Here is a 26408-nt window from a genome sequence, read left to right on the forward strand (position 1 = left end):
GCAGTCCGCCCCCGCGCGCAATTTCTCCCAGAATCGTTCGATGTCCGCGGCCTGGGGAAAACGGCCGTCGATGCCGACGATGGCGATGCGGCTATCGAGCTCGGAGGCCGGGGCGACCGGCGCACGCGTGACCGCCGGCGCGAAGCCGCTCGCGCGCGCAGCCGCGACCGGTGGTGCCGGCGCGACGTCCGCGTCGACCCAGCGGGACAGCGCGTCGGCGTGGGCATCGACGAAATAGGCGTACAAGCCGTCCAGCGTCGGGTACTCGAAGAACAGCGTCTTCGGCAGAGGACCGAAGGTTTTCTCCAGCGCCGCGGTCAACTGCATGACGAGGATGGAATCCACGCCGTAGCGCGAGAACGGGGCGCGAGGATCGATCTGTGCGGGCGCGATCTTGAGCTGCGCGGCCAATACCTCACGCAGCCGGTCCATGGCCGGGCGCCGCGACGTATCGCCGACCGTCGTCGCGTCCGGCGGCGAAATCGCCCTCGTCGTACGCTCGGCAGGAGCCATCGGGACAGTTGCTGCCTGCCTGCGGCGAACGTGCACGTGTGCCGCGTCGCAGGCAAGCGCCGCGCGGAATGCCGCCAGGCCATCCGGTGTAGACAGGGCGAGCTGCCCGCTCGCGCGCAGCATTTCGCCGACCAGGGCCGGCACGCGCATGCCCCCTTCTTCCCACTGCGGCCAGCCGATCGAGACGGTGCGTCCGTGACGCTCGCCGCGGCGCACGCGCGCCTGGCGGTCCGCGGCATAAGCATCAAGGAAACCGTTCGCTGCCGCGTAATCGCCCTGGCCGACGTTGCCCGACGTGCCGGTCACCGAGGAAAACATCACGAAGAAATCGAGTGCGCGGGTACCGATCGCCCGATCCAGCTGCACGACGCCATGCACCTTCGCCCGCATCACCGCCCGGTAATCCTCCCGGCTCTTCGCCAGAAGGAACCCGTCCCGCAACACGCCCGCCGCGTGGATCACGCCATCCAGCGCGCCGTGGGTCCGTTCGACCTCGCCGACCAGTCGCGCGGCGGCGTCCGGATCGGCGCAGTCGGTCCGGCGGTAATCGACGACGTGGCCCGCATCCGTCCATGCGCGCAGTCGCGCCGCGGCGTCGACGTCGGGTTCGCCACGGCCGACCAGCACCACGCGCGCGCGCGGGGCGTGGTCGAGGATGTCCTGGGCGAAGGCCAGCCCGAGGCGGCCGAGGCCGCCCGTGACGACGTACACCCCATCGGCCTTGTATGCCGAAACAGCGGTCGTCGGTGGCAGTTCGACCAGCGCCGCGCTTTCACGCACGGCGCCCCGATAGCGGATCTCCTCGTCGGCCGTCGTGGCCGTTTCGCGCAGCGCCTCCAGCCACTGCTCGACGCCGGCCGACGCGTCGAGCGAGACCAGTTGTCCACGCAGCAAAGGATTTTCCAGGCGCGCGGAGCGAAGCAGACCGAGGATACCGGAGGCCAGGGCGTCTTCCGGCGCATCGCCGACGACGACCTGCACGAGCACGCGTTCGCGCACGCGTCCCTCCAGCAAGCGTTGCAACCATTCGACGACGTGCCAGCCGAGGCGTTCGTACCGGCTTGCGACGTCGCCATCGTCCGCTGCCGTCCCCATGGCGCCGTCGCAGCGCGTGCGTTCGTCGTCCGCCAAGCGCCGCGCGAGCTCGTTCCATGCCGCCTCGTCGCCAGTGTGCCCGCACAACAGGACGAGGCGGGCTTCCCTATCGTGGCCTTGGGCGAGCACCGGCGCCGCCTGCCAGCGGCGCGTCGAAAGCACTGTCGTCGGCGCACCGCCCCCCGGGCCCGCGCCTGGCGGCATCCGCCGGGCACTCAGACCGGAGAGCCGCACGCGCACCCGCCCACGGGCGTCGCACAGGCGTACGTCCAGCCGGCGAAGGTTCGCGTCGCTGCTTTCCATCGCCCGGGTGAGCACCGCGAAGGCGATGTCGCCCGCCGAGGCGTAGACGGTCGCGCCGGCGAGGGCATGCGGCACCCACGGCGCGTCGTCGTCCGTGGCCGGGGAAAGCGCCGCCGCCGCATGCAGCGCGCTGTCGAGCAACGACGGATGCAGCACGTGCGACGCCGACGTCGCCGCCGTCGCCGGCAGGGCAAGGCGGGCGACCACGTATCGGTCGCCGTTCGCGTCCACGCCGGAGAACGCCTCGCGCAGGCCGCGGTAGTAAGGGCCATACTCGATCCCGTCGCGGGCCAGCCGCTCGTGGCAATCGTCCACGTCGATCAGGCGATCCCGGCCGGCTTCCCATTCGGCCATGTCCAGGTGCTCCGCCAGGCCGGCGTCGTCCCAGCGGCCGTAGCCTTGCGCGTGCACCCGTCGCTGGCCTGGCGCGGGTTCGGTATAGATCTCGAAGCCGATGTCGTCGCCCGCAGGCGGATGGACATCCACGTGCAGGGTGAGCGGGCCGTCGGCGACCAGCGGCGAAATCCACGCCACGTGACGCAGCGACACGCGTTCCGCGGCACGGCCGTCGCCCGCGCCCCATGCGATGGCGGCGCAGGCGACGTCGAGGTAGGCCATCGCGGGCATCACCGCATGCCCGTGGACCCGGTGATCGGCCAGTACGCGCTCGCTGCCGCTGAATTGCGTGGTGAAGCGCAGGCCCGCGTGGGTGGACGTGTTCTCGTGCAGCCACGGATGCAGGCGCGACGCGCCGATCGCCGGGCTTGTCGCACCGGAAAGGAAACTGGAGGCATCGATCCAGCAGCGCATCCTGGCGAAGGGATAGGTCGGCAACGAGATGCGCGGCGGCCGGGTGCCGTCGTACAGGCCATTCCAGTCCACCGCCACGCCCCTGACCCACAGCGCCAGCAGCTTATCGTGCTTGCCGCGAGCCATCCAACGGGCCATGGCCTCGCGCATGTCGTCGTCGGACGCGAGCAGCTCGTCGAGGCCGCGCGTCTCGGCGGACTCGCCGACATGCACCTCCTCGTCGCCCGCGCCGTCGACGAAGGCGGCCAGTTTCCGGGCTACCTCGTCGAGTGTCGCCGCAGTGAAGGCGAGCCGGTAGGGCATCGCCTCGCGCCCTACTTGCAACGTGTAGGCGATCGAGGCCAGTTGCGCGTCGCGATACCGCTGCGCGGCGATCGCATCGCGCAGCGTGCCGGCGCGGTCGCGCAGTGCGTCGGCGCTTTTCGCCGAAAGGACCAGCAGCGCGGGTTGGCCGCCTTCGAGCGGCGGCGTCGCCGCATGGTCGGCGGTGTATTCCTGCACGACGAGATGAGCGTTCGCGCCTCCGGCGCCGAACGACGAGATGCCGGCGATACGCGGATACGCGCGGCGCTCGCCGTCGAGCTCCACCTCCGGCCGCTGCCACGGACCCAGTCGATGCTGCACGACGAACGGACCGCCGGCGAAATCGATCTGCGGGTTCGCGGGCTCCGCGTGCAGCGTCGGCGCGAGTTTTCCGTGCCGCATCTGCAACAGCACCTTGGTGAGCGCCGCGATACCCGCCGCGCTCTCGGTGTGGCCGATGTTGCTCTTCACCGAGCCGATCGCGCAGAACTGCCGGTCGCCGGTGCCGTGGCGGAACGCGGTGGTCAACGCGGCGACCTCGATCGGATCGCCTAGTTGCGTGCCGGTCCCATGCGCCTCGACGTAACTAACGGTGCGCGGATGCACCCCGGCGCGACGTAGCGCGTCGGCGACCACGGCGGCCTGCGCCACCGGATTGGGCACGGTGTACCCATGTGTGCGTCCGCCCGCGTTGAGGCTGCTCGCCCGTATGATTCCGTGGATGTGGTCCCCGTCGCGAACCGCTTCGTCCAGGAGTTTGAGGACCACCGCGCCGACGCCTTCCCCGTCGACGAAGCCGTCCGCGTCGTCGCCGAACGCGCGCACCCGGTCGCCTGCGCTGAGCATGGTCATCGCCGACAGGGCCTGCAGGTGCACCGGCTCGACGATCAGATTCACGCCGCCGGCGATGGCGCGATCGCATGAACCGTTGCGCAGCGCTTCCACGGCGAGGTGGATCGCGGTCAGCGACGACGAGCACGCCGTGTCCACGGCCATCGAGGGGCCATGGAAATCGAACAGATAAGACACCCGGTTGGCCACCGACCAGTCGTTGGCGACGCGCAGGTAGGTGCTGTTCATCACGCCCACGTAGACGCCGACCCGTTTGCTCGGGCTGAGATCGCCGGGCGTGTAGCCGGCATCCTCGATACTCGCATGGGCCTGTTCGAGGAAGAGGCGCTGTTGCGGGTCCATGTGCTCCGCCTGGCGGGGCGAGAGGTCGAAGAACAGCGGATCGAACAGGTCGATGCCGTCGAGGAAGCCGCCCCATTTCGTGTAGATGGAGCCCATCGCGCCTTTGCGTTCGTCGTAGTAGGCGTTCCAGTCCCAGCGCTCGGCGGGAATCTCGCCGATGCCGCTCCGTCCAGCCGCCAACTGCTCCCAGAACGCCTCGACGTCGGGCGCGCCGGGATAACGTCCACTCAGTCCGATGATCGCCACGTCGGCGGTGGCAGTCGTCGACGCGCCGTCGGTGCCCACGGGTAGCGAGCCGCCCGACGGACGCCGCCCGCGAGGGCTGACCCGGAACGGCGATGTCACGTCCGCGCGCAGCGCGACCGGCCTCGTCGGCACGTCGTCGACGGCGGTCGATGCGTCGTCGCCGACCCAGCGCACGACCTGCTCGTGCCGCTCGCGCAGCAGGTGATCGACCAGCGCGTCGACGGTGCGGTGCTCGAAGAACAGCGTCGTGCGCAGATCGACGAATACCGCGTTCATCGCGGCGCAGATGCGTACGACCAGGATGGAATCGATGCCGTACTTCTCCATCGGTTCGCCGGCCGAAACGCGGGACAACGGCATCTCCAGCGTCACGGCGACGAGCTTGCGCAAGGCCAGCACGGCGCGATCGCGCAATCGCGACGGTGACGGCGACGCAGGCGCGACCGACATGATCCGGCTCGCGTCGTCCGAGGCGGACGGTTCCGGGACCGATGTCGGAGTGGCGCGGATGGCCTCGCGCACCTGTCCATCGCTGCGCGCGACGACCACTTGCTGGCCGAGCGCATGCCATGGCGAGGCGGGGAACCGGATCGCTTCGAATCCCTCGTCTTCCAGCACGCGGGTCCAGCCCGAAGGCGACAGGCCGGGCGAGTCCGGCAGGCGGACGGCCGCATCCGCGTAACGCCACCAGCCCTCGAGCAAGCCGAAACCCAGGTGGCCGAAGAGGCTCGCGGTGCTCACCTCGTTCAGCAGCAGCGCGCCACCTTGGCGCAGCGTCGCCTTCGCATGACGGATGGTGCGGCGTATGTCGCGCGTGGCATGCAGCACGTTGGCCGCGATGACGATGTCGAAGCCGCCCGTCGGCATGCCCTGCCCGGCCGGAGGGCGTTCGACGTCGAACAGCCGCCGGGTCAGGTAGGGCGCCACGGCATCGTATTGCCGGGCGTGCAGGAGGAAGGCGTGGGACACGTCGGTGTAGCAGTATTCGGCGACATGCTGCGCATGCGGGGCCAGGGCGGCGAACACGTCCGCGCTGGTGCCGCCGGTGCCCGCGCCGATCTCCAGGATGCGCAACCGGACGTCCGGATCGATCCGTCGGCGTGCTTCCACGAGCGACAGCAGCGACGCGACGAGGATCGCGTTGAAGTGATCGGCGACCGGATGATTGCGGTAGACGCCGGCGACGAGGTCGAGGGACGACTGCGGGAAGATCACGTCGGTGGCCGGGCGTTCGCCCGCGAAGACCGCCGGCAGCGCGCCGAGGATCGTTTCGGCAAGCTTGGCGTGTGCCCGTGTGCGCGAGTCCGCCATCCAGACCGGCAAACGCGATCGCCACGCGCGATCGACGTCCTCGGCGACGAGACCCGCGACGATACGCGATTCGCTGGATGCGGTGTCGATCAGACCGCGGTCGTGCAGCATGCGCGTGGTGGCGTCGAGCCATCGGCGCAGGGTCGGAGCGTCGGACCGTGCGTCGGCGGCGATCGAAAGGCCCTGCGCGGTACCGACCAGGATCGCCAGCCGTTCGGCGATGCGGTCTTCCATGTCGCGCAGCGCGGCGGTGACTTCGGCCCAGCCCTCCGGTAGCGCGGGTGCCGCGATCGCCGGATCGCCGCCCGTGGCGAAGACGCTTCCGGGCGACGCCGGGACGATCCGTTCCGCATCGCGCGACCAGGCGTCGAGCAACGAGGCGTGCGCCCGGACGTAGGCCATGCGTGGCGCGGACGAACGCAGGATGGCGTCCAGCGCCGCCATGCCCTCCTCCGGTTCGATCGAGGCGATGCCCTGGCTCGCCAGTCGTTCGCGATAGTCGGCGGAGGCGACGGCGCCGACGCTGCCCCAGTAACCCCAGTCGACGATCGTGACCGGCGTGCCGGTGCGCGCGCCGAGGTTCGCGGCGAAGGCGTCGGCGAAGGCGCAGGCCGCGGCATAGTTGCCCTGCCCCGGGCTGCGCGAGAACGCCTGCACGGAGGAAAAGAAGGTGATGAATCCCGGCGGTCGGCGTTCGCACGCCGCCGCCAGCGCGAGGCAGCTGTCGGCCTTCGCGCGGAACACGTCGAGGAAGGTGGCTTCGTCCATCTCGGCCAGGCTGCGGTCGGCAAGCACGACGGCGGCGTGGATGACGCCGTCGATGCGACCGTGAACGCGGTGGATGTGTTCCCACGCCTCGCCCAGGGCCTCCGGATCCGTCGCGTCGGCCTGCACGTAGTCGGGTCTCGGGCCGAGGAGCGCCAATGCCTCGCGGCGTGCCTCGATGGCCTCATCCGCTGGGCGACGGCCGATCCAGACCACTCGCGCGCGGTGACCCGACACCAGGTGCCTGGTAAGCACCCCGCCCAGGCCGCCCGCGCCGCCGATGATCGCGTAGACACCTCCCTCGCGCCATGGCAGCGATCCTGTCGCCGGCATCTCGGAACGCAGCAACGACAAACGGTGCCATTCGCCCGCGCGCCACGCCCAGGCGTCGCCGGAGGGTATCGGTGGCAGGCGCAGGATCTCGTCGAACGGCACGTCGCCGCCCACGGGCAAATCGACCAGCCGCACACGCCAGTGCGGATACTCCTTGGCCATCGAGCCGACAAGTCCATGCAGCGCGGCGTGGATCGGTACCGTGGCTTCGCCAGTGCGCAGCGCCTGCGCACCGGCGGTCACGATCGTCCAGGCCAGCGGCCGTCCACCCATCCCGAGGGCGAGCACCGCCTTGACCACGCGGAACGCCACCAGCAGCGCCGATGCCGGGACGTCGTCCTTCTCGGCGGATGGCGCGAACCAGACGATATGCGCCGCGTCGATGGTCGCGAGCTCGTCGCTCCCAGGTCCGCTCCACATCGCCTCGGCGGGGAGCGCCAAGGCAATCGGAAAACGCTCCGCCACCTCGCGCTCCCAAGTCGATTCCGCACCCACCACCAGCACGGCGTCGTGCGGGGCCGGCGAGGGATCGACGAGCCATTCGGGCACCGTGGCGTCCCAGCGCGGCAGCAGCATGAGGCCTGCTTCCCCGTCGTCCGCGACGGTGTCTGCGGCGGTGGGCGCCTTCGATTCGCTTTCGAGCACGCGGCTGGCGAAACCGCGCAGGCGCACGTGCACGCGGCCGGTGTCGTCGCAGATGTCGAGATCGTACTTGCGCAGTCCACCGCCCGCCGTGCCGTGCTGGACGCGAACTTGCACCCAGGCCTCGGTCGGCAGCGGCGCGAACATGTCCATGTCGTCGATGGCGAACGGCAGGTGCGGTCGCGTGTCGATCGGCTGGTCCGGCAAGGCCATCGCGTCCAGCACCAGGCCCAGGGTCGATTGCAGCGCGCCGTCGAACAGGCTGGGGTGCAGGCCATAGTCGGGCGCGGTATCCGCGAACGCCGGCGGCAGTCGGAGACGGGCGAGCACGTAGCGGTCGGCGTTGGGGCTCGTCCCCGCGTGCAGCTCGGTGACGACGCGGTGCGCAGCACCGTAGCGAATCCCCATCGCGGCGAACTGGCCGTAGAGCTCCGCCGCGTCCATGCGCCGGTCGCAGCGCCGCCGCAGTTCGCCCAGGTCGAGCGTCGGCAGCGCGCGGCCGTCCGTGGCAGGCACGACCCGACCGGTGCCGTGCACGGTCGTTCCGCCCGATGCTTCCGCCTGACGTATCTCGTAGTCGCATCCGCCATCGTCGAGTGGAACGAGCGTGACGTGCACCGTCGTCGCCTCCGCGACGGCCAGTGGCCGCAGCCAGACCACGTTGCGCAAGGCCATCGCGGTGGACGCGCCCGCATCGCTCGATTCGCGCAGGGCCACGCGGACCATTTCCAGGTAGGCCACGCCCGGCAATACCGGCGTGCCGCTCACCATGTGGTCGCGCAGGAAGTGCTCGTCGCCGGTGAACCGCGAGGTGAACCGCTGGCCGTCGAGCGTGGACGTGTTGCGCTGGACGAGCGGATGCAGTGCCTCCGACACGTTCGCGCGTTCGTGAGCCGCCGGTGTCGCACGGGACGCCTCGGGCCAGAAGCGGTCTTCCCGGAACGGATAGCTCGGCAGGGAGACGCGCCGCGCCCGACCGCCCGGATGGAGGGCGCGCCAGCCGACCGCCTCGCCACGGACCCAGCGCGCGGCGAGCGCGGCACACCCCTCGCGAGTCGGTGCGGTATCGGCGGCGAGCGTGCCGGCCCGGGATACCACCGCGTCGTCCGGGACCTCGCCCGCCCAGGCGTCGTGCGCGGGCAGCGTGCCGTCGGCGAAGATCGCCAGCCCGGTTTCCAGGGATGCGAGGTCGTCGACCACGGTCGCGAAACGGCAGGACATCGCCACACGTCCCACCTGCAGCGTGTAGGCGAGGTCAGCGAGGGACACGGCGATGTCGTCACGCCGGCGCCGCCGCAGCCAATGCAGCAAGCGCGTGGCCGCAATGCGAAGCTGCGCGCGGTCCTTGGCGGAAAGGATCACCACCTGCGGCCCAGCCTCCGTCGAAGCGGCGGGCGTGACGTCGTAGGCCTCGAACACGGCGTGCGCGTTGGTACCGCCGATCCCGAGCGAATTCAGCGCGGCTCGCCGTGGCGCGCCGCCGGCCGGCCAGGCTCGGCGGACGTCGACCACGCGGAACGGTGAGCCGTCCAGGTCGAGCCGCGGATTGGCCTCGTGGAAATTGAGGCTGGCGGGCAGTTGCCCACGGCTGAGGCTGAGCGCCACCTTGATGCAGCCGGCCAATCCAGCGGCCGCATCGAGATGACCGATGTTGGTTTTCACCGAGCCGATGCCACAGAACCCTATCTTCGCGGTAAAGCGGCGGTATGCCGAGGTCAGCGCGGCCACTTCGACCGGATCGCCCAAGGTCGTGCCGGTACCGTGCGCCTCGACGTAACCGATGCTTTCCGGATTCACGCCGATCGACGCCAGCAGGCCGTGGATCAGGCTCTCCTGGCCGTCGACGCTCGGCGCGTAGAATCCGGCCTTCTGCGCGCCGTCGTTGTTGATGGCGATACCGCGCACCAGCGCGTAGATGTGATCGCCGTCCGCGACCGCCAGATCGGCGCGCTTGAGTAGCAACGCGGCGACGCCCTCGCCCCCCACCATGCCGTCGGCGGTGGCGTCGAAGGCGCGCACGCGGCCGTCGCGGGAGAAGTTCAGGCCCTCCTGGTGCACGTAGCCGCGGATGGTCGTGCCACCCACCGTCGCGGCGCCCACCAGCGCCTGCCGTGTGTCGCCGAACAGAAGGCTGCGGAACGCGGTGTGCATCGCCACCAGCGACGACGAGCAGTTCGAGTGCACGGCCAGGCTCGGCCCGGTCAGGCCGAGTCGATGGGAAATCATCGTGGGAATGGTGCCGCTCTGCGCCATCAGCCAGGACACGTACTGCGCGGCATCGCTGACGATGCCATCGGCGGTTGGCGTGCCGGCGGCAAGTAGCCTCGCGTAATCGCTGTGGCTACTGGCGGTAAAGACGCCGGTATCCGGGATATCGGCCGGCACGTAGCCCGCGTCCTCGACCGCGCTCCATGCGTGCTGGAGCAGCAGGCGCAACTGCGGGTCCATTCGGTACGCGTCGTGCGGCGCGACGCGGAAGAATTCGGCGTCGAAACGGTCCTTGCCTTCGATGTTGCCCCACGCCGCGACGTATCCGTGCCCCGTGCGCGCGTTGGCTCCGTCCGTCGCCGGCAGCGTATCCAGGCTCTCCACGCCGTCGAGAAGGTTCTCCCAGAACATCTCATGGTCCGCGGCACCGGGAAGTCGGCACGACATGCCGATGATCGCGACGCTGCCGGCCAGATCGGTAAGCACCGCCTCCGATGCGACGGCAACCGGCGCGCCGGCGACGGCCGCCTCCATGCTCTGCGCTAGCGGTGCGATGACAGCGGGTTGCGGCGCACGCGTCGCCTTCGCGGCCACTTCCGCGGCCAGCCGCCGGATCGAGCCCAGGCGAAAAACGTCGATCACCGGGACGTCGCAGCCGAAGCGGGCGGCAACCTGTTCCACGAGCAGCATCGCCGAAACCGAATCGCCGCCCACATCGAAAAATCCGTCGTCGTCGCCGAACTGCGCGGTGCCCAGCACGTCGCGCCAAGCCTCGCGGATCGAGGCCATGGCGTCTTCGACGCCGACCTCGCCGGTGGCGGCCGGACCCGTTGCGCGATCGTCCGCCGTCGACTGTTCAGCCATCTGCGTCAGGCGATTGCGGTCCAACTTGCGATTGGGCGTGAGCGGCAGCGCGTCCACGACGATGAACCGCGCCGGCACCATGTACGCCGCGAGCATCTGCCGCAGGTGATCGCGCAGCGACGTGGCGTCAGCCGCCGGGGTTCCCGGCACAGGCACGTGGAACGCGACGAGCTGCCGCATGCCACGGTGGGCCGCGACCAGCACCGCGCATTCCGCCACCCCGGGATGGGTCGCGAGCACGGCCTCGATCTCGCCCAGTTCGATGCGGTAGCCACGCACCTTGGTCTGCGTATCGCGTCGGCCCAGGTATTCCAGCCAGCCGTCCGCATGCCAGCGCGCGAGGTCGCCGGTGCGATAGATCCAGCCGCCCGGTGCCAGCGGGTGGGCCACGAACTTCTCGGCCGACAACGCGGCCTGGTTGAGGTATCCCCGCGCCAGGCCGTCACCCGCGATGCACAGCTCGCCGGGGACCAGGACCGGAACCGGCTTCAGCGCCTCGTCGAGCACGTAGAGCTGTGTGTTGGCGATACCTGCGCCGATCGAACCCTTGCGACCGGCATCGACCTTGGCCACGCTCGACCACACCGTGGTCTCCGTGGGTCCATACAGGTTCCACGCGTCCCAGCCGTTAGCGACGAACGCGTCCCACAGCGCATCCGGCAGGGCTTCGCCGCCGCACAGGATCTTCATGCCCGACCGGTTGCGCCAACCGGCCTGCATGAGCATCTGCCAGGTCACCGGCGTGGCCTGCATCACGGTCGGCGACGTTGTCTCGATCCGGCGCAGCAGCGCCGCGCCATCGTGCACGTCGGCAGTGGGGCAGATGTCGCAGCGAGCGCCGACGATGAGTGGCAGGAACAGCTCCAGCGCGGCGATGTCGAAGCTGCACGTCGTCACCGCCAGCATGCGGTCGCCGCCGACCATGCCCGGCGTCTCGCGCATCGAGCAGAGGAAGTTGACCAGCGACCGATGGGTGACGGCCACACCCTTGGGTCGCCCCGTGCTGCCGGATGTATAGATCACATAGGCCAGGTGGTCCGGCGACACGTTCGGCGTCGCATCGGGACGCTCCTGGGCGTCGCCGGTCGCCCGCGGGCCGACGTCGACGCAGACGGCCGTCGCGTCGTCGGGAATCAGGTCGACAACCCGTGGCAGCAGGCGGCCCTGGGTGACCACCAGTCGCGTTCCGCAGTCCTCCACGATGTAGCGCAGGCGATCGGGCGGATACGCGGGATCGAGCGGCACGTAGGCCGCGCCGGTGCGCAGCACAGCCAGGAGCGCGACGGTGGTATCCAGCGATCGCTCCACGCAGACGCCGACGAGACTGCCGACCTGCGCGCCGTGCGTGGCGAGCTGGCGGGCGAGTGCGTCGACGCGGGCGTCGAGCGCGGCATAGCTCAGCGTGTCGCCTTCATGTCCCAAAGCGATCGCGTCGGGTGTGCGCCGGGCCTGTGCCGCGACCAACGTGTCGACCCGCTCACCGCGGGGATAGTCGGCGGCGGTGTCGTTCCAGTCGTATACCAGGCGTCGTTGCTCGGTCGCCGGAAGCACCGAATAGCTGCTTAGTACCGCGTCCGGGTATTCGACCACCTGTTCGAGCAGGTGCATGTAGGCGGCGACGAAGCGTTCGGCAGTCGTGGCGTCGAACAGATTGCCGTCGTATTTCAGGTTGACGCGGAACTGGCCGCCGCTTTCGAGGATCTCGCAGACCAGCTCGTAATACCCCTCCTGATGGGGTCCCTCGACCGGCTCGACGTGGAGGGTGCGCTCGAAACGGCGGGTCAGGCGCTGCACGTTCGCCATGCCGCCGCTCTCGTATTCGTAGGCGACCTGGAAGACCGGCGTGCGCTCGAGGTCGCGCGAGAGGTCGAGGTCGCGAACCAGCCGCGCGAACGGATAGGCGGCGTGACGGGAGCCTTCGAGCAGCGACTCCTGGATCTGCCGCGCCCAGCGGGTGAAGCCCTGGGCCGGGTCGAGGCGAGAGCGCAGTGCGATCGGGTTGGTGAACAGCCCGACGACGGACTCGAAGCGCGGCTCCGGGCGGCCGAAGGTCGGCACACCGACGATGAGGTCCACCTCTCCCGTGTAGCGATGCAGCAGGAGCTTGTAGACGGCCAGAAAGATCACGCTGGGATTCACCTTCAGCGCGCCGCTAACGCGGTGGACGCGAGCGGCCAGGGCCTCGGACACGGCTTGCGCGTGCGTGCGCCCGGCCATGCTCGTGCGCGTGGCGCGGCTTCGGTCGGCGGGCACCTCCAGGCGGGGCAGCGGACCGTCCAGTTGCCGCAGCCAGTAGGCCCTGTCGGCGGCGCCCTGCGCCCCGGCCAGATACGACTGCTCCCAGGCGACGAAATCGGCGAACGCGCCGTCCCGCACCTGCCCCATGGGCACGCCGCGGCACAACGCGTCGTAGGTATCGAGCAGGCGGCCGACCAGCGGCTCGACCGATCCCCCGTCGAAGACGATGTGGTGCGCGACCAGGAGCACCACGTGGTCGCGGCTGTCGCGCGAGAGCACGTGGAGCGATGCCAGCGGCCCGTCCTGGAGCGAGATGGACCGCTTCGCCACGGCGAACAGGTGCTGCTCGATGTGCGATTCGGTCCAGGCGGATACGTCGAGGCGTTCGAACGGCAACTCCCTCGGCGGCGCGATGCGCTGGACCAGCGCACCGTCATGCGTGCGCATCGTCGCCCGCAGCAAGGGATGGTCCTGGAGCGTCAGCGCCCACGCGGCGCGCAACAACTCCACGTCGAGCGGGTCGCGGATGCGGAAGGCCAGCGGCACGTTGTATCCACCGTTCGCGCTGCGCTCGAGCATCCACAGGCCACGCTGTCCCTCGGCCAGCGGAAACGTGGTCACGGCGTTCGACGCGGCGATCCGCCGGAGCAGCGTCTCGGTGTCGAACGCGCCACGCTTGTAGGCCAGCAACAGTTCCCTTCGGCTCATCGGCTCATGCCTTCGTCAAGCAGCGCTTCGATGGCATCCATGTCGAGCTGGCCACCACGGAAATGTTCGAGGGCTTCCTCGATCGGCACGGCCGCGAGGTCGTTTCGCGTCGCCACCAGGTGGGCCACGTGCGCGGCCAGCTTGCGGACGCTGTTGTGCTCGAGCAAGGCGCCGCCGGCGAGCGACACCGGGAAGGCGCGCTCCATCTCCTGCACCAGGCGTCGCGAGACGATGGAGTCGACGCCGTATTCGCCCAGCGGCGCGTCGGGATCGATGTCCCCCGCGGCGACACCGGTAAGCCGCGACAGCGCGTTCGCCACGGCGTCCTCGAAGCTGTCCGCCGTGGTGGGCATCGGGGCGGCGACGTGCTCCGCCGAGAGCGAGGCCTTGCCGCCCTCCACCGGCTGGCGCAGCCAGCCGTCGCTCAGTGCGCAGATGACTTGCTGGCGATGTCCTGCCGGCGCGTCCACGTGGACGTCGGTGAAACCCTCCGCGTGCAACACCCCGGTCCAGCGCTCGGCGGTGAGCGCCGGGGTACCGGACAGCCGCAAACCGTCGTCGGCGTGGCGCCACCATCCTTCGAGCAATCCGAAGCTGAGCTGCTCGAACAGCCCCGCATCGCCGATCTCGTTCAGCAGCAGGAGCCCATGACGCCTGAGCAGGGCTTTCGCGTGACGCACCGCGCGGCGCACGTCCGCCGTGGCGTGCATCACGTTCGCGGCGATGACCACGTCGTACGTGCCGACCGCCATGCCTTGGGACGATGGCGACCTCTCCACGTCGAAACGCTGGAAACGCATGTAAGAGCGGTTCGCAGCATGATGGTCACGGCCATGTTGCAGGAACGCGCCCGAGAGATCGGTGTAGTCGTACACCTCCAGGGCCGCCGCATGCCGGTCGATCAATTCGAGCACGGCGCCGCTCGTGCCGCCGGTACCCGCTCCGATCTCGAGGATGCGCAAGCGGGCATCCGGGTCCGCCTCCCGGCGCGCCTGGATCCAGGCGCCCAGCCGCGCCACCAGCCATGCATTGACATGGTCGGCGACCGCGTTCCGCGCGTAGACCGGCGCCACGCGTGACATCGACCCGTCGGGAAACAGCAGGTCGGTGGCGCTGCGGCGTCCCGACCACACGTCGGGCAGGCCGGGCAGCGTGTATTCCACGAGATCGGCCTGCACGTTCGCGGAAGGCAGCTCTCGCCATGCCTGTCGTTCCGCGTGCCAGTGAGCCCAGGCCACGGCTGCTTCTTCGTGCGCCGCGGCCGGCAGGGCGTACCCGTCGGCCTCCGCGCGCAACACGTCATGCCGAGCCAGCAGGTCGAGGCTGCGCGAAAGCCAGCGCGCGTGGTACGGCGCCCAGGCGTGCTCCGCCTGCCAGCGGCGGATCGCGGCGTATTCGAGGCGCTCGTCGCGCGCCTTCCACAGGCCCGCTTCGCGCAACTGCACACCGAGCAGCACTGCCTGCGATCGCTCCAGCGTCAAGGGGTCGGCGGGGGGCACCGGCGTGGCGGCCTCGGTGTCCATGGCCGCGGGCGGAAGCGACGGCAGGCCCGGCGGCAGGCGTTCGATGCGATCGTCGCCGACGAGATCGCCCAGCGCACCCGGACGCGTCGTCCGGACGAAGGCGAGCTGGCGCGCGCCATCGGCCATCGCTGCCTCGAGCGCGGCCATGCCCTCGAGCGGTTCGATCGAGCCGATGCCCAGGGCAGCCATCGCGTCGCGGTAGCCCGCTTCGGCGACGACGCCTACGCTGCCCCAATAGCCCCAGTTGATCAGCTTCACCGCCGTGCCGCGCATGGCCAGTCGCTGGGCGAACGCGTCCTTGAAGGCGCAACCGGCGGCATAGTTGCCCTGCCCCGCGCTGCGCGAATGGCTCTGCATCGATGAGAAGAACAGCATGAAATCCTGGCAACGCGGCAGGAACACCTCGGCTGTACGCACGCTCGCGTCCACCTTGGCGCGCAGCGCGGCGCGCAGCGACGACTCGGTCATGCTTGCCACGCTCGCGTCGTCGAGCACGATGGCCGAGTGCACCACGCCGTGGATGGTCGGGTGCTGGGCCTCGATCCGCTTGCAGATGCCTTCCAGCGCGTTGGCGTCGGCCGCGTCGGCGCGGCAGTAGATCGGTGCCGGTCCCAGGCGCGACAAGGCGGCGAGCTTGCTCCGGATGGCGTCGTCGTCTTCCGCGCGGCGACCGATCCACCACACCCTGGCCTGGTAGTGGCGAACAAGGTGTTCGGTGAGTACGGCACCGATGCCGCCCGCGCCCCCGACGACGACGTACACGCCACCCTGGCGGAACGCCGGTGCTTCCCGCCGGGTCGCATACGGCAGCAATCGCTGACGATGCCAGGCGCCGTCGCGCCAGGCCAGCGTGGCGCCCCGGACCTCGTCCGGCACCGTGGCCAGGGCGCGCAGCGCGTCGGCGTCGTCACGCGGCAGGTCGACGCCCCGCACGTGCCAGCGCGGGTATTCGCGCGCGATCGCGCCGACCAGCCCCTGGACGCCGGCGTGCGCGGGGTCTACCTCATCGGCGGCGAAGACCGACTGCGTCCGCCAGGTGACGACGGTCCAATCCAGGTCGCCGTCGCCGTAACCTTCGGCAAGTAAAGCCTTGGCCAGGCGGAAGCACGCGACCACCCCGCTCTCCTGCGCCCGGACCATGTCGTCGGGATCGTCGATATCGGCAGCGTCCCGAGCGGGAGCGAACCAGACCACGCGCGCCACCCGCGCCTCGCCGCGGAGACCACGGGCGATATCCTCGACCGAGGCTCCCGGCGGCGGCGACAGGCGTTCCGCGTCGCCCAGGAACGCATCGAGCGCGGCGGCATGCTCGCCGGGCGATCCGATGACGACCGTGCGCCCAGAAAAGACGGGTGACGTGGAGGACGCGTCGTGTAGCGGCTCCCAGACCGGTGCGAGCATGAGCGCGCCGCCATCGTCGATGGGCGACGGCATCGCCGCCGTGGTCGGCGGCGGCACCATCGGCGACGCGGAGACGACTGGCTCGTCGGGCCAGTAGCGCTGTCGCCCGAATGGATAGGTTGGCAGGGATATCCGGCGCGGCTTCGTGGCGCCGTAGAGGCGCGGCCAATCCACGGCGAGTCCGAGCACCCACAGGTCGAGCAGCTTGGCGTATCGGCCCTTCGCGAGCCACGCTTCCGTCGTCCGCTGCATGTCCTCGTCGGGCGAAAGAAGCGACTGGGCCAGGCGATCGTGGCGTACCGCGCCCACGTGCATGCCCTCGACGTCGCGGTCGCCGTCGAGGTAACGGCGCAACGCCTCCTTCAGCGTCGCGTGCGAAGCGGCGACCACGGCAAGCCGATGGTCCATCGGTTCGCGTCCCACCTGCAGCGTGAACGCTACGTCGTGCAGGTCGAGCGCCTCCTCCGGCGTACGTTCGAGCATGGCCAGCAACTGCTGCACGCGCACGCGCAGCCGGTCCTCCTTGCGCGCGGAGAGCACCACGATCGGCGTCGGCCATGACGGATCGCCGATGCGCGCGACGTCGTCGACGCGATGCTCCGCCACGATCATGTGGGCGTTCGAGCCGCCCGCGCCGAACGACGAGATGCCGGCGACGCGCGGGTACTCGCGCACGCTGCCCGCCTCGATCCGCGTCGGTCGGGTCCAGTCCGCGCGCTCGCGCTGCACGGCAAACGACGAGCCGGCGAAATCGATGTGCGGGTTCAGCGTGCGCGCATGCAGGCTGGGCACCAGTTCGCCGTGGCGCAACTGCAGCAGCACCTTGGTCAGGCCGGCGATGCCCGCCGCGCTCTCGGCGTGGCCGATGTTGGACTTGACCGAGCCGATCGCGCAGACGCCGCGCGCATCGGCATCGCGCGAGAAGGCCTGCTGGAGGCCGGCGATCTCGATGGGATCGCCCAGCGCGGTGCCGGTGCCGTGCGCCTCCAGGTAGCTGATGGCCCACGCCGGCACGCCCGCGCGCTCGATGACCCGCGCGATCAGCTCGGCCTGGGCCTTCGGGCTGGGCACGGTGTAGGCGTTCGTGCGACCGCCGTGGTTGACCTCGATCGCCTTGATGACGCCGTAGACCTGGTCGCCGTCGGCCAACGCCGCGGCCAGCGGTCGCAACAGCACCGCGCCCACCGCCTCCGCGGGCACGTAGCCGTCGCCGCCGGCGGCGAAACTGGTGCAACGGCCGGTACTCGAGGCGAACTGCGCATGGGCGAGCATCAGGTATTTGTTCGGATGCACCGACACGTTCACGCCGCCGGCGATGGCCACCTCGCAATCGCCGGTGCGCAGGCTCTGGCAGGCCAGATGGAGCGCGGTGAGCGAGGACGAGCACATCGTGTCCACCGAAAGGCTCGGGCCGTGGAAATCGCAGAAGTAGGACACGCGATTAGCGATCGAGCCCAGGCTCGCGCCCACCACCAGCGCCTCGCCGCGCGCCTGAGCCTGGGCGGCGTACAACTGGTATTCCTGGTACATCGCACCGACGAACACCCCGACGCGACCGGCGTGGCGCAGGCTCTCCCGCGTGTGCCCGGCATCCTCCAGGGTCTGGTAGACGCATTGCAGGAAGATGCGTTCCTGTGGATCGGTCTGGCGCGCTTCCAGCGGCGACATGTTGAAGAACAGCGGGTCGAATTCGTCCACCCCGGAGATGAACCCGCCCCACTTGCTATAGCTCTTGCCGGGCTTGCCCACCTCGGGATCGAAGAAGCGGTCATGGTCCCAGCGCGTGGCGGGGATCTCGGTGACGGCGTCGCGGCCGTCGCGGAGGTTGCTCCAGAACTCTTCCAGCGTGTCGGCCTGGGGATAGCGTCCGCCCAGCCCGACGATGGCGATGTCCGCGGGACCCTCGCCCCGCGGCGATGCCTGCTCCGGCGTCGCCGTGCGCGTCGGCATGGCTGCGCGTGCGGCCACGGCCGGCGCCGGTGCGGGCGGCGCCGCGACCGGTGCGACCGGTGCGACCGGTGGCGGCGCCTCGGCGACACCCAGCAGCGTGCGCAGTCGCGCCAGGTGCGAGCGCAGGAAGTAGTCGCACAGCTCACCGAGGTTCTGGTGCTCGAAGAACAGCGTCTTGGACAGCGCGCCGAAGCTGTCTTCCAGGCGCGCGGTCATCTGCATGACCAGCGTGGAGTCGATGCCGTAGGACTCGAAGGGCTCGGTCGCATCGATGCGATCGCGCGGGAAGCGCACTTCCTCGGCCAGCATCCGGGCGAGGAAATCGAACGTCTTCCCGGCGATGTCGGAGGTATCGACCAAGGTCGTCGCCGGAGCGTCGCCCGCGGGCACCGGCGCATCGACCACGGGCGTCACGCCCGCCGGTGCGGGTTCGGCGAGCCGCCAGTCCGCACTCGCCCGCACCACGGCCACGCCGGCATGCGGCGTCGCCCACGCGCGCTCCAGCGCGGCGATACCCTCGGCGGTGGCCAGCGCGCGGAAGCCCTGGCGTTCCATGCGTTCGCGCGCGGGAGCTGACATGCGCAGACCGCCTTCTTCCCACAGCGGCCAGGCGATCGCCAGGCTGCGCCCCTTGCGCTCGCCGCGCGCGACGCGTGCGTGACGCGCCTGGGCGAAGCCGTCCATGCAGGCGTTGGCCGCGGCGTAGTCCGCCTGGCCGAGATGGCCCCATACGCCCGCGGCGGCGGAGAAAACGATGAAGAAGTCGAGCGCGCGCCCGCCGATGGCGTCGTCGAGCCGCGTGCCGACATGCACCTTCGAGCGCCACACCGCGGCGAAATCCTCGGCCGTCTTGCGCGCGAGCAGGCTGTCGCGGACGACCGCCGCGCCGTGGAGCACCCCGTGCAATGCGCCATGGCGACGCAGCACGTAGTCGACCAGTGCCACCGCGGCGCCTTCGTCGGCCAGGTCCGCCTGGCGGTATTCGATGGCATAGCCGGAGGCGAGCCAGGCCTGCAGGCGCCTGCGACGTTCGTTGTCCAGCTCCGAGCGACCGACGAGCACCACGTGGGCATGCTTCACATGGCGTCCGAGGTATTCGGCGAACGCCATGCCCAGGCCGCCCATGCCGCCGGTGATGACGTAGACGCCACCCTCGCGCCACGGCAGCGCCGCGGCCGCCACGGGCACCGTTTCCGTCCACGTGGCGATTTCGCGCGTGCGCGCCGTGTAGCGAATCTCGCCGACGCCACGCTCGGCGTCGGCGCGCAAGCGATCGATCCAGTCCACCTGGATGTCCGCGACGTCGGCCTCGATGGTCTGCCAACGCAGTCCCGGATGTTCGATGTGCGCCGTCTTCAGCAGGCCGGCCAGCCCACGCAGCAATTCGCCGTCGCCGCCGACCACCTGCACGAGCACGTCCTGTCGCGACGATTCCGCCGACAGCGCGCGGACCGCCTCGAGCAACCGCCAGGCGTAGCGTTCGCATCGTTCCGCCATCCCCGCGGACGGCAGGTCCCAGTGTTCGGCGCGACATCCGGCAAGTGCATCGAGCGCGGCGGCGAAGCGCGAATGGCGTTCGCCGTCGTCGTCGCGTCCCGTGCAGACGATGACGTGGCGCAGGCCGCCGCCGGTCGTCACGACGGCACCGGCGTCGCTGCGCCATTCGCGCGCGAGCAAGACCGTGCGCTCGCCGGCGCGGCGCATCACGCAGCCGTCGATGCGCACGCGCTCGAGCCCGTCCGCGTCGTGCAGGCGGATGTCGAACGTCGGCAGATCGGCCTGCGTCGACGCCGAACGCCTCAGCACGGCGTAGGCGCGGCCGTTCAGCGGCCCCAGGACCTCGACGCGATCGAGCGCGTAGGGCACCCAGGCCACGCCCGCGTCCAGCAGGGTGCCCGTCGCGTCGTCGTCGAGGGACCAGCCGATGGTGGCTTGCAGCGCACCGTCCATCAGGCCCGGATCGAGGAAGAAGTTCGCCTCGTCGTCGTGCGGTGCAGGCGCCGCCTCCAGCGTCGCCAGCACGTAAGGCCGTCCGGCGTCATCGCGGCCCATGCCTACCCGCCGCAACGTGCGATGCGTGGGGCCGTAGTCGACGCCTCGCGCGGCGAACGCGTCGTAGCACGCCGTCGCGTCCAGGCTCCGCTCGCAGCGCCGATCGAGCTCGGCGGGGTCCACCGACGCGGCCGGTTCGCCTGCCACCCAGTCGACGGTACCGCGCGAATGCAGGCGCGATTCGCCGCCCTGCCCGTCGGGCAGGCTGCGCACTTCATAGGAAAAGCCGCCCTCGTCGCGTCGGTCCAGCGAAATGCGCACGTCCACCGGCACGTCGCCCACGACCAACGGCTGCGACCAGCCGACATGGCCCAGGCGCAGAAAGCGCTCCGCGCGATCGGCTGGCGCCTGTGCCCTCGACAGCCCGTCGCGCAACATCTCCACGTAGCCCACGGCCGGCATGACCCGCGCACCGTTCACCACGTGGTCGCGCAGGAACACCTCGCTCCCGTCCAGGCGGCCGCCAAACGTCGATCCGTCCGCGGCGGGCGCGACGCCACGCAGCATCGGGCGATGTGCCGCGACCTTCGGCGCCATAACGGCCACGGGAAGGGACGGGTCGGCATGTCCCACCCAGTAGTGCTCGCGCGCAAACGGATAGGTCGGCAGCGGGATCCGGCGCCCGGCGCCGCGCAGGGCAGCGGCATCGGCATCGGGCACGTAGCCGCTCAGGTATGCCGCCGCCAGCGCCACCAGGCCGGGCCGCCACGCATCCGTTCCGACGGCCGCGTGACACCGTGCCGCCGCCGCCGCGCCCTCCGCGAGTACGTCGTCGCGGACGCGCTTGTCGGTGACGTGCGCGCTGCGCACCTCGTTTTCCGGGGACTGCCGCAGCCAGCCGTCGAGCCGGTCGACCAGTTCGCCGGTGCCGGCCACCACGCATGCCAGGCGATGTTCGAAGTGCTTGCGCCCGGCCAGCAGGGTGAAGGCGACGTCGGCGATGTGCTCGGGGTCGCGCGACAGGCGCTCGGACAGGCGCCGCGCCTGTTCGACAAGCTGGGCCCGCGTCTTCGCCGACAACACCACGAGCCATGCGGAACGTTCCTCGCGATCCACGACGACCGGCTCCGGCGCCTCTGCGAGCACCATGTGCGCGTTGGTGCCGCTGAGGCCGAACGAACTGATCGCCGCGAGCCTTCGTTGCCCATCGGCGACGGGCCAGTCGCGCAGGGTCGTGTTGACGTAAAAAGGCCCGTCGGAGAGGTCGATATGCGACGAGGGCCGTTCGAAATTCACGGCGGGCGGGATCCGGCGGTGGCGCAGCGACAACAATGCGCGCATCACGCCCGCGGCCCCGGCGGCGGCGATCGCATGGCCGAGATTCGCCTTGATCGAGCCCAGCGCGCAGTGCCCGCGCGGTACGCCGGCATCCGCATAGGTGCGCTTCAGCGCCTGGTACTCGATCGGATCGCCCAGCTTCGTCCCGGTACCGTGGGCCTCGACCATCTGGACCTGCCGCGGATGGATGCCGAACGCCTCGTAGGTGGAGGCGAGCAGTCGCTGCTGGGAGGCGCCGCTGGGCGCGGTGATGCCGTTGGAGGCGCCGTCCTGGTTGATCGCGCTGGCCACGATCAGCGCATGGATGTGATCGCCGGCGGCCACCGCGTCGGCTTGCCGCTTCAGCACGAACGCGGCGACGCCCTCGCTCGGGACGAAACCGTCCGCGCGATCGTCGAACGTGTGGCAGCGGCCGGTCGGCGACAGCAGGTTCGCGCGCGCGGATGCGAGGTAGAAATACGGCGTGCAACGCACGTACACGCCGCCGGCCAGCGCCATGTCGATCTCGCCGCCCCACAGGCCCTGGCAGGCCATGTGCATCGCGACCATCGAACTGGAACATGCCGTGTCGACCGCGATCGCCGGTCCCTGCAGGTCGAGGTGGTAGGAGATCCGCGCGGGCAGCAACGACACCGCCTGGCCCCACAGGGCCTGCGCGGGCTCCACGTGATCGAGCAGGCGCGAATAGTCCTCCGCGTTGCAGCCCACGTACACGCCGCAACGGCTGCCCTGGACCGAGCTCCCCGCATGGCCGGCGTCTTCGAGTGCCTTCCAGGATGCCTCGAGGAACAGGCGTTGCTGCGGATCCATGTAGGTGGCTTCGATGCCCGAAATGTTGAAAAAGAACGGATCGAATTCGTCGACGCCTTCGAGCAGGCCGCCGCGCCATTCGCGCAACGGCTGGATCGCGCCCTTGGCCGCGTCCGCCGGCGGCATCGGCCAACGGTCGACCGGCGTCACCAGGTCGCGACCGTTGGCGAGGTTTTCCCATAGGACATCGGCGTCGGGCGAGCCCGGGAACCGTGCGCTGAGACCCACGATCGCGATCGCGTCGCGCCCCGCGCCGGTCGTCGCGGGCACCGGTTGGGCGACGGCCGGTGCGGAGGGTGGCTCCCGCACCGCGTCGCGTCGCAATGCCTCGCCGTGCGCCTGACCGATGTAGGCCGTGAGGCGATCGACGCTGCCGTGATCGAACAGGTCGGTGGTGGCCAGCGACAGGTCGAGCGCCACGTTGATCCGCTGGATCAGGTGCCCGGCGCTGATCGAGTCCATGCCGTAGTGCACGAGCGCGATGTCTGGATCGAGCTCGGCCGCCGGCAGGCGCAGCACGCCACATACGCATGCGGCGACGGTATCGCGCACGCGCACGAGCGGATCGCCTGCGGGCGGCAAGGCGCTCGCCGCGACGGGAACGCTCGCCGGCGCCGGGGCCGACGCGGACGGGAGCGGCGCTTCCACGATCGCCCGCGGACGGCGCAACAGGCCGTCGCCATGCGCGGCGACGACCTGTTGCGCATAGGGATGGCCGGTGCTCGTGAGCAGCGTCGGCGTGTCGAAACCCGCCTCGGCGAGTACGCGACTCCAGCCGTCGAACGACAGTGCCGGGCAGCCCGCCAGGCGCAAGGCGGGGTCGGTGACGAGCCACCAGCCATCGAGGAGGCCGAAGGTGAGATGGGACGTCGGCGAATTGGCCGACATCTCCTGCAACAGCAGCAGGCCATGGCCTCGCAGCAAGGCCTTGACATGGCGCATCGTGCGGCGGATGTCGGCCGTCGCATGCAGCACGTTCGCCGCCACCACGACGTCGTAGCCGCCATGGTCGAACCCCTGGGCGCCCGGCTCCCGGGTGATGTCGAGCGGCCGGGCGACGAGAAAGGGGTAACGCCCGGCAAAACGATCGCGCGCGCGGAGGAGGAAACCCGCCGAGAGGTCGGTGAAGGCGTATTCCACGACGTTCGCGGCATGGCGCTCCAGTGAGGCCAGCATCGCGCCGCTGCTGCCACCGGTGCCCGCACCGATTTCCAGCACACGGATGCGCGCGGCGGGATCTTCCGCCACCCGCCGTTCGACGTACGCATCCAGTGCCGCCGCCATCGCGCCGTTGGCATGGTCGGCCAGGGCGTGGTCGCGGTAGATCGTTTCCACCACGCCTTCCATGCCGTCGGCGAACATGACCTCGGTGGCCGCGCGTTCGCCGCGCAGGATGGCGGGCAAGGCGTGCAGCATGGCTTCCAGCAGCGTCACCTGGCCGCGGAGCACGGGTACGGCGCGCCACCAGGCGGCGTGCGCGTGCCATGCCGGCCACGGATCGCCGGCCGGCGCCTGTTCGCCCACGCACAGGCGATCGTCGCGCCAGGCGAGCAGGCCGTGCCTGCACAGCAACGCCACCGTTTCGTCGAACCAGGCGTCGTGGCGCAAGACGATGCCGGCCTGGCGCCGGCAAGCGTCGAGCGTCGTCGCTTCCGCGCCGAACAGCCCCATGGCGCGCAGTTGCGCGAAAAGAACGGCGAGCAGGTGGCGATCCAGTCCGTCCACGAGACCTTCCGACACATCGTGGAACGGCGACGGGGCTTGCTCGCCGAAGGACATCGCGCCGCGCATGCCGGCCGGTGGCGCGACCTCGATCACGTCACTCGCATCGATGTAGCCGGCCTGCCCGTGTTCCAGTCCCAGTGGTCCGGTGATGGCCACCTGGAACGGCGTGCCCGCCATCACGCCGTCCAATGCGCGCATGGCGTCGACCGGATCGATCGACACGGTGCCCTGCCGCGCGAAGCGCTCGGCGTACTCGGCCAGCGCCACGCATCCGACGGTTCCCCAGTAGCCCCAGTTGACCACCTTTACCCGCTGCGCGCCGCGCTGTCCCAGCCGGTCGGCGAACGCGTCCTCGAAGGCCGAACCCGCTGCGTAGTTGCCCTGCCCCGGAAGCCGCGCAAAGCTTTGCAGCGACGAGAAGAAGAGCACGAAGTCGAGCTCGTCCGCCGCGAACACCTGGGCGAGTCGGACGCAGACGTCGGTCTTGGCCGAGAGCGCGGCGCGGAAGCGCGTTTCGTCCATTCCCGCGATGCCCTGGTCGAGCAGCACGATGGCCGAATGGACCACGCCGTGGATGACGCCGTAGCGCTCGATGACCTGAGCTCGCGCGGCCTCCATCGCCGCGCGATCGCGCGCGTCGGCGCGAATGTAAAGCGGTGCCGGACCCACGGCACCCAGTCGGCGGATGCGTGCGGCGATGTCATCGTCCTCGGCGCGACGGCCGATCCAGACGACGCGGGCGCGATGGTGGCGAACGAGGTGTTCGCTGAACACTTCGCCCAGGCCGCCGGCGCCGCCGACGATGACGTAGACACCCCCATCGCGATAGGCCGTCCGCTCCGACACGCCGCCATCGAACGCGACGAGCCGCCGGCGAAACCATTCGCCCCGTCGACGGGCATGGACATCGGCTCCGTCGGGCAGCTGCGCCAGTTCGACCAGGGGAAGGTCGCCTTCGTCGTCGAGGTCGGCGCAGCGTATTTTCCAGAGCAGGTATTCCTTGGCCACCGAGCCCATCAGCCCATGCAGGCCGGCATGCCCCGGATGGACGGGTTCGTCCGCGATCACCCGCTGCGTCCGCCAGGTCACCACCGTCAGGTCGAGGCGACGCGAGCCGTAACCGAGGTCGGCCAACGCGCGCAGCACGCGAAAGCATGGCAGCAGTCCGTTTTCCTGGACGGCGAGCATCGCTTCCTCGTCGTGTCCGTCCATGGACTCGCGGGCGATCCAGAGCACCCGTTCGACGACGCCCTCGTCGCGCAGCGTCTCGATGAGCGTCGCCAGGTCGGCGCAGTCGGCGGTATCGAGGAATCGCGCGTCGGCATGGCGTTCGAGGATCGCGCGCCGGTCGGCGTCGTTCGCACCGAAGACCAGCACGCGGGCCGCCACGGACATCGCCGCTCCCGTGGCCGTGGGCGATACCGCCTCCCACCGCGGGACGAACGTCGTCAGCGACGCAGGTTCCACCGGCCGATCGCCGCCGCGGACGCTCGGGCGCGGGTCGTGCGGAACGGGCGGCGGCGTGTCGCCGCCGATCCAGAAGCGCTGCTTGCGGAACGGGTATGCCGGAAGCGAGAGCTTTCGCGGCGACGCATCCTTGCGCAGCGCTTTCCAGTCGATGTCCAGGCCCTTGACCCACAAGTCGAGCAGCGTGTCGTACTTGCCCTTGGCGATCCACGCGGCGACCGCGCCGTGCAGGTCGTCGTCGGCGGCGAAGGCGGCCACGGTCTCGCGATGGCGGCGCACCTCGCCCTGGTGCAGGCCCTCGACATGGCGCTCGCCGGCGACGAACGCGCGCAACGTCGCGCGCAGCCCGTCCACGCCGTCGAAGGCGCAGGCGATCCGATGCTCCATCGCCTCGCGCCCCACCTGCAGCGTGTGCGTGAACGCATCCACGTCCAGCGCCTCGTGCGCCTCCATCCAGTCGAGCATGCGAGCGGCCTGCACGCGCAGGCGCTCTTCGCTGCGCGCCGACAGCACGAACAGCGAGGACGCGTCACGCGTCGACCGCTCGTGCATCGCCGGGCGACGGGTGTCGACGTATTCCTCGATCACCAGGTGCGCGTTGGTGCCGCTGTAGCCGAACGAACTGACCGCCGCGCGACGCGGCGCACCGTCGATGCGCGCCCAGGCTTC

At 70.4% G+C, this 26408-nt stretch carries 2 protein-coding genes; both read right to left on the reverse strand.

The annotated features are described in order from the left end of the window. Positions 1 to 13533, reverse strand: a 13533-nt coding sequence (locus JNG39_RS20940) for an amino acid adenylation domain-containing protein (protein ID WP_368313900.1), incomplete at its 3' end; no start/stop codon positions are given. After that, positions 13530 to 26393, reverse strand: a complete 12864-nt coding sequence (locus JNG39_RS20945; protein ID WP_368313902.1) for an SDR family NAD(P)-dependent oxidoreductase — start codon at positions 26391 to 26393, stop codon at positions 13530 to 13532. The genes JNG39_RS20945 and JNG39_RS20940, both read right to left, overlap by 4 nt. Positions 26394 to 26408 lie beyond the last annotated feature (15 nt).

The organism is Luteibacter sp. CQ10, assembly GCF_040900725.1.
Taxonomy (GTDB): Bacteria; Pseudomonadota; Gammaproteobacteria; order Xanthomonadales; family Rhodanobacteraceae; genus Luteibacter.